The sequence below is a fragment of the Aliivibrio logei genome, from assembly GCF_001691055.1.
GTDB classification, from domain to species: Bacteria; Pseudomonadota; Gammaproteobacteria; order Enterobacterales; family Vibrionaceae; genus Aliivibrio; species Aliivibrio salmonicida.
This window is the reverse complement of sequence record NZ_MAJU01000031.1, coordinates 116936-125936: the sequence shown is the minus strand read 5'-3', so window position 1 is coordinate 125936 and position 9001 is coordinate 116936. Positions and strand designations below refer to the sequence as shown.

Annotated in this window: 8 protein-coding genes; 4 read left to right on the top strand and 4 right to left on the bottom strand. The window is 39.0% G+C overall.

Annotated elements, in window-relative coordinates:
• Positions 1-296: 296 nt before the first annotated feature.
• Complete coding sequence (locus tag A6E04_RS19750; protein ID WP_023603961.1) at positions 297-1097, top strand: EAL domain-containing protein; 801 nt, start codon at positions 297-299, stop codon at positions 1095-1097.
• 2 nt (positions 1098-1099) lie between these two features.
• Here the strand turns inward: A6E04_RS19750 and A6E04_RS19745 are convergent, their stop codons facing one another.
• From A6E04_RS19745 to A6E04_RS19735, 3 genes are all read right to left on the bottom strand, one after another.
• Positions 1100-1972: a DMT family transporter gene (locus A6E04_RS19745; protein WP_065612185.1), complete on the bottom strand. Its 873-nt coding sequence runs from the start codon at positions 1970-1972 to the stop codon at positions 1100-1102.
• Between the two features lie 160 nt (positions 1973-2132).
• The gene (locus tag A6E04_RS19740) at positions 2133-2741 is read right to left on the bottom strand and encodes a bifunctional 4-hydroxy-2-oxoglutarate aldolase/2-dehydro-3-deoxy-phosphogluconate aldolase (RefSeq protein ID WP_065612184.1); all 609 of its coding nucleotides are present in this window, start codon (positions 2739-2741) and stop codon (positions 2133-2135) included.
• Between the two features lie 9 nt (positions 2742-2750).
• The gene (locus tag A6E04_RS19735; RefSeq protein WP_023603964.1) at positions 2751-4127 is read right to left on the bottom strand and encodes a GntP family permease; all 1377 of its coding nucleotides are present in this window, start codon (positions 4125-4127) and stop codon (positions 2751-2753) included.
• A gap of 159 nt (positions 4128-4286) precedes the next feature.
• Between A6E04_RS19735 and A6E04_RS19730 the strand changes: the two genes are divergently transcribed.
• Positions 4287-4814: a gluconokinase gene (locus A6E04_RS19730; protein WP_017023189.1), complete on the top strand. Its 528-nt coding sequence runs from the start codon at positions 4287-4289 to the stop codon at positions 4812-4814.
• Between the two features lie 10 nt (positions 4815-4824).
• Positions 4825-6624 (top strand): phosphogluconate dehydratase, encoded by a 1800-nt coding sequence (gene edd, locus A6E04_RS19725; protein WP_065612183.1) that lies wholly within the window; start codon positions 4825-4827, stop codon positions 6622-6624.
• A gap of 94 nt (positions 6625-6718) precedes the next feature.
• Here the strand turns inward: edd and A6E04_RS19720 are convergent, their stop codons facing one another.
• Complete coding sequence (locus tag A6E04_RS19720) at positions 6719-7732, bottom strand: LacI family DNA-binding transcriptional regulator (protein WP_065612182.1); 1014 nt, start codon at positions 7730-7732, stop codon at positions 6719-6721.
• A 279-nt stretch (positions 7733-8011) separates the two neighbouring features.
• On the opposite strand from A6E04_RS19720, the gene ylqF reads away from it, so the two are divergent.
• Positions 8012-8947, top strand: coding sequence for a ribosome biogenesis GTPase YlqF (gene ylqF, locus A6E04_RS19715; protein WP_017023186.1), 936 nt, complete (start codon positions 8012-8014; stop codon positions 8945-8947).
• Positions 8948-9001: the final 54 nt, after the last annotated feature.

The following is a 9001-nucleotide window of genomic DNA, read 5'->3' as shown; positions in this document are numbered from 1 at the left end:
AATCATGATGTCTCTCAATGAAACATCATGAAATCTAAACCACTCTTCAGCTTAGTTGATAAAATCAAGCAGTTGTAGGCAGTATGTAATTAATAACATATAGAAATGCTAAATCATTGTTTAATGAATCCATTTCTATATGGATATTAAACTGTATAAAAATAATTAATTAATCATAGAAATAAGCTACTTACAGAATATTCATTCTGTGATTCATCTCGTAAATAACAAACCATAACTTGATAAGCAAGGGTGATTAATATATCAATAACAGATGCTATTTTATGGAGTAAAGCATGTTATTAGTCACTCAGGAGCAATTTGAAGGGTATTTATTTTTGGACGAGGATGGTTCATTCTATTCAAAATATGAAGGCTATTTATTGCAAAGCGTATTTCAGCCTATTTTTAATGTTAACCAACAAGCGATTGGTTATGAAGCTTTATTACGTATTTATGATGTAAACATGCTCTCTATAAGACCTGATTTATTTTTTAAGGACACCACTAAAACTATCGAGCAAAAACTAAACATCGAACGCCTTAGTCGTATTATTCATATTCGTAATTTTGCCCTCTTCTCCCAAAGCAATAGCTTACTTTTTCTTAATATACTGCCCGAATCAGCAATCCATTTTCATGCTGATAAGATACCAAACATGAACACCTCTTTACTTGAATATCGAATTAAACATTTAGGACTTTCCCCACAACAAGTCACTCTTGAGTTACTCGAGTTTCATTATAATGATGAAGAAAAATTACGTTCCGCAATAGAAAACATAAAATCGCACGGATTTAATGTCGCTATTGACGACTTTGGTTCAGAAGCTTCTTGTGAGCATCGAGTTTCTCTTTTAAAACCAAGTATTTTAAAAATCGACCGAACGCTTTTGATACAATATGAGGAAGGAAATACATTACCCTTGTTATCTGCTATCCAACTCGCCAAAAAAGAGAATGCATTAATTGTGATTGAAGGCGTAGAAACACTAGCCCAATACACACAGATGAAAACCTTGAACATTGATTATTTTCAAGGTTTTCATTTGGGCAAGCCTCTGCCACTACAGCAGCAAACACATAAAGCCGCATAGCCTCAAAGACGGAATTTTGGTCTAACCTGACTAAAGCGGTAGAAAAATAAAGACAGCAATAACAATACACATCCGAGGATTTTATTAAGAGGCATCGATTCATTATATACCCATACACTTAACATCATTGTCCAAATAGGTTCAAGTAACATCAATATAGCGGCATTCGTTGGGTTGACTAACTTTTGACCTACAGTTTGCATTAAGTAACGTAAACTTGTAGCAAGTAAGACACTTAATAATACCCACTTCCAGGTAATTAAACTTACCTCTTCCGGCCAGGTTTCCAAGAAAAACGACAAGACTACGCCCAAGCAACCAACAGTAAATAGCTGTAATGTAGTGAGTAATATCGTCGGTAAACTGGCCGAATATTTACTGTTAAAATTAAAGTGCGTAGCAAGCCCAACAGCGGCGGCAATAAACCAAAGTTGACTCGTTGCAATATTCCATCCATCACTCCATGACAGTAGAAACAAACCAACAAATGCAATCGGTAATGAATACCAAAATGCACGTGGTGGTTTAGAACCAAACAATGGCCACGCCAATAAAGGAACAAACAGCATGGAGAGGCTCATTATAAACGCGCCCTCACCTAACGTATCGCTGATAGAGATAGCGTAGATCCAACAAAAAATGGAACCCGCAAGTAATACTCCCACCCCCATTGAACGAAAACAATCTTGTCCATCGGCTTTTTTTAGTGCACTAAAGCAAAAAGGTAAAAGGCATAATGAAGCGAATATAAAGCGAATACCAATAAAACCAAACGGAGGTAATCCTTGAATCGCTTCTTTTGAAAAAACCCAACCAGCAGCGGCTAAAAAGGTGGTGATGATTAAGATCGGTTCAGGTCGAGATTTCATAAACATAAAAACACTTAATGAACAATAGAAAAGAAATAGAGGATGGGTGCATTACAACTCATCAAATAATGAATATACATTCAAATAAATATTTAATCATTATTTGATAGCGGACAGATGGAACAAAACTCACGATAAAATGTATCGTGAGTTTTAGCATTATTACTTATAGAGATTTAATTAATTCGGCAATACTATCCCAATCACCCTTATCCATTAAATCTGTCGGTACCATCCATGTACCACCGCAAGCAACAACCGATTTAATATCCAAATAATCATTTACATTACTTGGGCTCACTCCGCCAGTAGGCATAAAGTTAACAGGATAAACCGCTGTTAATGCTTTTAGCATTGGAATGCCACCAGATGGTTCTGCTGGGAAGAATTTTAATGTCTTTAGTCCCATTCCCATTGCTTGCTCGACTAAGCTTGGATTATTTACTCCAGGGATGATCGGCATATTACGTTGTTGACAATATTTTACCGTTGTTGGATTGAACCCTGGGCTCACAACAAAATCAACGCCAGCTTCAATTGCTTGATCAACTTGTGCAGCGGTTAATACTGTACCTGCGCCAATCAACATATCAGGATACGCTTCACGCATTAAACGAATTGATTCAACTGCGGCTTCTGTTCTAAACGTCACTTCAGCACAAGGTAATCCATTTTCCATAAGCACTTTAGCTAATGGCAAGGCTTGTTCTGCACTGTTAATCGCAATAACTGGGACAATTTTTATTTCTTTCAATCGTTGTTCAATAGTTTTCATTTTTTAACCTTATAAGATAACGCTTAGGACAGCCACAATCGCAAATGCAATCGTTCCAAGTAATGTTTCCATTACTGTCCATGTTTTAAGTGTTGTTTTCTCATCCATATCAAGCAAACGAGAAACCAACCAGAAACCTGAATCATTAAAGTGAGACAACACCGTTGCACCACCAGCAATCGCGATGACAATGAAACATAAGTCAAATTCACTTAAGCCCGCCGTTTGAGCAACAATAGGTGCAATAAGAGCTGCCGTTGTCGTAAGAGCAACAGTTGCAGAGCCTTGAGCCACTCGTAAACAAGTAGATATTAAAAATGCAGCAAGAATAATTGGCATTCCTGTGTCAGATAAAACACCCGCAAGCGCCTCACCAATACCACTTGCACGTAGAACCCCACCAAACATACCACCAGCGCCAGTGACTAAAATAACAGCACAGATTGGAGCTAAAGAATCACCGCATAATTTCTCTAATTGCTTCATACCGTAATCTTTTGCAAATACAGCCAAACAAGTTAATAGAGTAATAAGAAGTGCTACCGGGGTTTTACCTAGCATACGCAAGAATTCAACTAATGGTGCTTTACCATCAATAACACCAGCAACGGCAAGCGTGCTTAATCCGGTATCCATAAAAATAAGCAATACTGGCATCACTAGAATCGCAAGTACTGTCGTAAATTTAGGTAATTTATCTTCATCTATAATAACGTCTGATCCGAATATTCCTTTCGACAATGGAATATTGAATTTTTTACCTGCGTATAGACCAAATAAGTACGCCCCAAAATACCATGTTGGAATCGCAACAAGAATACCAACCATTAATAGTAAGCCAAGATCCGCGCCCAATAATTCAGATGCAGCAACAGGACCAGGATGAGGGGGAACAAACGCATGCATAACCGCGAATGCACCCGCAGAAGGCAATGCGTATTTTATTGGAGAATCATCAAAGCGTTTGGCAACACTAAAGATGATAGGCATCATTACGATTAAGCCTGCATCAAAGAAAATTGGAAAACCAAACAGTAAAGAGGCAACCCCTAACGCCAGTGGCGCTTTATCTTCACCAAAACGATTAATCAGTGTATCTGCCAGCACTTTCGCCCCGCCAGTCACCTCTAATATTTTACCAATCATCGCCCCAAGACCAACAAGCAGAGCTACAGAAGCAAGAGTGCCACCAAAACCAGACATCATTGTTGGTACAACATTATCAACAGAAACACCCGCTGCCAGAGCGGTACCCAAGCTAACTAATGTCAATGCTGCGAACGCATGAATTCTTAACTTCATTATTAATATTAGCAACGCGATAATTGAACATACCGCGATTGATAACAAGTAAACAGGATCACTACTTTGACTAATCAATTCCATTTTATCCACCTAAATATTGTATTTATTATTGGTTATTTTTAGTTTACAGCCCTAAGAGTTACGGGTAACATGTTACCCGTAACTTAAATAATATAAAGTTAAATTTATCAGTATCTATCAAAAATGAGATCTCGCTCAGATTACTAAACAGGAGTCAGTATGAGTGGTAACAGCATTATAGTAATGGGTGTGTGTGCAAGTGGTAAAAGTACGATTGGCGAAAAAATAGCACAGCACCTTGGCGCAAAATTTATTGACGGCGATGACCTACATCCAAAAGCTAACATACAAAAAATGTCACGTGGCGAGCCACTTAATGACGATGATCGTAAGCCTTGGTTAGAGCGTATCCGTGACGCTGCATTCAGTTTAGAAAGTAAGAATGAACAAGGCATTATTGTGTGTTCAGCGTTGAAAAAAAGTTACCGAGATCAAATCCGCGATGGAAACCAAAATGTAACCTTCCTTTTTCTTGATGGCAGTTTTGATCTGATCATGAGTCGAATGACCGCACGTAAGGGCCATTTTATGAAATCTAATATGGTAGAAAGCCAATTTAATACATTAGAGCGCCCTGATAATGAAGATCAAGTAGCCGTTGTCGATATAGACACTGACATTGATACCATCGTTAAGCATTCTATTGTGGCGCTAAATGATCTAAAAGAAGAAAAAACAACAGCATAAAGGTAGCACTATGATTCATAAAACGATTATTTCGGTAACTCAACGAATTACAGAGCGTAGCCAAACCCTTCGCGCTGCTTTCATGAAAAAAACAGAAGAACAAAAACTAAGTGGGAAAGGAAAAGCGTCACTCTCTTGCGGTAATTTAGCTCACGCCGTTGCCGCGTCTTGTTCTACTGAAAAAGCAAACATTCTGAATTTAACAAGCATGAATTTAGCGATCATTACCGCTTATAACGACATGCTTAGCGCACACCAAGTTTACAAAACTTACCCTGACCAAATTAAACAAATCTTGGCGCAGTATGGACACACAGCTCAAATAGCAGGAGGTGTCCCTGCTATGTGTGACGGTGTAACACAAGGACAAGCAGGCATGGATATGTCTCTTTTCTCTCGTGATTTAATTGCACAAGCAACGGCATTCTCATTAAGCCATAACATGTTTGATGGCACGTTATTACTCGGTATTTGTGACAAAATAGCACCTGGACAGGTCATGGGCGCATTAACGTATGCTCATTTACCTACCGCTTTTATACCTGCGGGCCCTATGTCTACCGGCGTCACTAATGATGAGAAAGTAGATGTTCGTCAAAAATATGCAGCAGGTAAAATCGGACGTGATGCTTTATTAGAAATGGAATGCGGTTCTTATCATTCCCCGGGGACTTGTACATTTTATGGTACAGCAAATACAAATCAACTCGTTTTTGAAGCGATGGGATTAATGCTTCCCGGCTCCGCTTTTGTTGCTCCTCATACCGAATTACGTGACGCATTAACAGAACACGCAGCAATACGTATTGCATCAATGACCGCTGATTCATCAAATTATCGCCCTCTTTGTGATGTCATTACAGAAAAAAGCGTTGTTAATGGTGTCGTTGCTTTACTCGCATCTGGTGGCAGTACAAACCACACTATTCATCTTGTGGCGATGGCTCGCGCGGCGGGCATTCATCTTACATGGCAAGATTTCAGCGATTTATCGGATATTGTTCCACTGCTTGTTAATGTTTATCCAAATGGTTCCGCTGATATTAATGAATTTGAATGTGCTGGTGGCGTACCAATGCTAATGAAGCGCTTGAATGAAAATGGATTACTAAATACCGATGCACTGCCCGCTTTTGGTGATTTTTCTGACTACATGAAACGTCCAAGCTTAATTGATAATAAGCTAGAATGGCATGACTGTGGAGAAACAACCAATCCTGCGGTCATCGCCTCATCAGGTTCTGTATTCCAACGTTCTGGTGGCATCAAAATGCTATCAGGAAACCTTGGTAAATCTGTTATCAAAGTTTCTGCCGTTGCTGAACAACATCGCATTATTGAAGCCCCAGCGAAAATATTTCATTGCCAGCATGAGGTCGAAGCCGCCTATAAACGTGGAGAACTAAATCAAGATTGTATCGTAGTTGTCCGTTTCAATGGCCCAGCAGCGAATGGGATGCCAGAGCTTCACAAACTGATGCCAATTTTAGGTAATATTCAAAAATCAGGTTACCAAGTTGCCTTAGTGACTGACGGTCGCCTTTCTGGTGCATCAGGGAAAATCCCAGCAGCAATTCACATGTCTCCAGAAGCTCTTCGTGGTGGTGCAATCAGCTTAATTCAAGAAGGTGATATTATCCGTCTAGATGCAACGCAAGGTACCGTTAATAATCTTTCAGATACGAACCTTAGAGCAATTGAGCACTGTGATACAGAACTAAGCCAACAAACATGGGGAAGAGACATTTTTAAAGTATTTAGAGATAACGTCTCTGGTGCTGATGAAGGCGCCTCATTCTTGTATAGCTAAATGAGTCTCTAAATAAAAAACACCAATAAATAAAAGAGGGCTTATTCATAATAAGCCCTCTTTTATATCTATGATTATCTTACGTTGTCATTGATTACAGACTATCACCTTCGGTCAATGAAAAGCCCATATCGACCACTTTCTGATCTTGTCTTTTATTCGCTAAAGCATCTAATAATAATTCTGCACTTTTTTTACCAATGTCAAAACGAGGCGTATCAACACTAACCAGTCTTGGCGAGATAGCTTGACCAATATCTAACGCATTATAACCTACAATACTGATGTCATTAGGAACCGAAATACCTCTATGCGCACATTCCATCATTGCACCAATAGCGATATCATCATTAGTACAAAAGATACCATCAAGCTCTGGCATAAGCTCAAGCCCTTCAATTAACAAGGCTCCACCTAACGTAAAACTTGAATGTTCATCAGTCAAAATATGACGAGTAAGCAAACCCGCTTCGATCATTGCTTTATCATACCCTTGTCGGCGCAGCTTGGTTCGAGTATCTAAACGAGCCCCAAAATACATAATATGACGTTTGCCACTGGCTATCATTTGGGTCACTACATGGTATGCAGCCTCCATATGATCCAACCCTACCGCCATGTCTATTGGGTTTTCTGGTAATTCCATCGTTTCAACAACAGGAACGCCTGCGGACTTAAGCATTTGACGAGTTCTATCGGTGTGTTTCGTTTCTGTTAAGATTAAACCATCCACTTGATATGAAAGTAGAAATGCAATTTGTTCCTCTTCTTCTAATTCATCATAATTACAATGCGCAATCAGTGTTTGATAACCACGTTCTTTCGTTACTTGTTCAATACCTTGAACTAAATTGGCAAAGACTTGGTTAGATAAAGATGGGAGAATAATGCCAATTGCTTTACTGGAAGATTTAGATAACATTGCTGGAGCGCGGTTTTGAATATAGCCAAGCTCATTAATCATCGCGGATATTTTTTCGCGCGTTTTTTCTGCGACCGAATTCGGATCACGAATAAACCTAGAAACCGTCATTTTTGTCACGCCAACACGGTCAGCTATGTCTTGTAATGTCGGTCGCGTTTTACGTTGTGTATGTAAATTACTCATAAAACTCTCAATCAATGTTACTTGTAACAAGTAAACCAGTTGTATGTCATCATTTCAATAACTTACTAATAATTTAAGTCATTAATTGCGACACTTACAGAAATATAAGTAACGTTTGATTAACCAGCCACCTTATTTTTACCATTTTTGATTTTCAAGGTTATTACTTAATCAAATTAGCGTCATTACAACAACAAAACCACCACACAGCGTAACTTCCCTTTACTCTTGCTACTTTGCCGTTAAAATAGCGTTTTTGATTTTTAAAGGATTCACGCTATGTCCATCCAATGGTATCCGGGTCACATGCACAAAGCTCAAAAAGAGATCGCCGAGGTGATCCCTAAAATGGATGTGATCATTGAAGTACTTGATGCTCGTATCCCTTTCAGTAGTGAGAATCCAATGATCGCCTCTCTACGTCAAGATAAGCCTTGTATTAAAGTATTGAACAAGCGTGATTTAGCCGATCCAGAAGTGACTAAACTTTGGATTGAACATCTTGAGAAAGAGCAAGGTGTCACAGCAATGGCAGTGACAACCAGTAATCCCGATGAAATCCATAAAATCATGGAAAGATGCCGTAAATTAGTTCCGCACCGTGAAGCGATGGGAAAAAACGTTCGTACCATGATTATGGGTATTCCGAATGTGGGTAAATCAACCATCATAAATACACTAGCAGGACGAATGATTGCGGTAACCGGCAACCAACCAGCAGTAACGCGTCGTCAACAACGTATTAATTTGCAAAATGGGGTTGTTCTTTCTGATACTCCTGGGATTTTATGGCCTAAAGTAGAAAACCCACACAGTGGTTTCCGTCTTGCTGCTACAGGTGCTGTTAAAGATACAGCAATGGATTACGATGAAGTTGCTTTCTATACGGTTGAGTATTTGGCAAAACAGTACCCAGAGCGTTTAAAAGAGCGTTATAACTTGGATGAATTACCTGATAACGATGTAGAACTAATGGAAGCCATTGGTCGTAGCCGTGGTTGCTTACAAGCTGGTGGACGAATTAATATCTATAAAGCGTCTGAAATTCTACTTCATGAACTTCGCTCGGGTACATTAGGCCAATTAACACTAGAACTTCCTGAAATGATCCCTGCAGAACTTGAAGCAGTTGAAATTGCAGCAGCGCTTAAAGTTGAACAACAAATTAAGAAAAAAGAAGAACGTCGTAAGCGTTACTTAAAAAACAAGCGTTAATTCTTTTAAATCCAATAAAAAAGAGACCAATCATAGGTCTCTTTTTTTATGCAT

What these genes read in the sequence shown, in the direction of transcription:
- edd (WP_065612183.1), top strand. Translation starts at nt 4,825, where the DNA reads ATGATTCATAAAACGATTATTTCGGTAACTCAACGAATTACAGAGCGT.
- A6E04_RS19745 (WP_065612185.1), bottom strand. Translation starts at nt 1,972, where the DNA reads ATGTTTATGAAATCTCGACCTGAACCGATCTTAATCATCACCACCTTT.
- A6E04_RS19730 (WP_017023189.1), top strand. Translation starts at nt 4,287, where the DNA reads ATGAGTGGTAACAGCATTATAGTAATGGGTGTGTGTGCAAGTGGTAAA.
- ylqF (WP_017023186.1), top strand. Translation starts at nt 8,012, where the DNA reads ATGTCCATCCAATGGTATCCGGGTCACATGCACAAAGCTCAAAAAGAG.
- A6E04_RS19740 (WP_065612184.1), bottom strand. Translation starts at nt 2,741, where the DNA reads ATGAAAACTATTGAACAACGATTGAAAGAAATAAAAATTGTCCCAGTT.
- A6E04_RS19735 (WP_023603964.1), bottom strand. Translation starts at nt 4,127, where the DNA reads ATGGAATTGATTAGTCAAAGTAGTGATCCTGTTTACTTGTTATCAATC.
- A6E04_RS19720 (WP_065612182.1), bottom strand. Translation starts at nt 7,732, where the DNA reads ATGAGTAATTTACATACACAACGTAAAACGCGACCGACATTACAAGAC.
- A6E04_RS19750 (WP_023603961.1), top strand. Translation starts at nt 297, where the DNA reads ATGTTATTAGTCACTCAGGAGCAATTTGAAGGGTATTTATTTTTGGAC.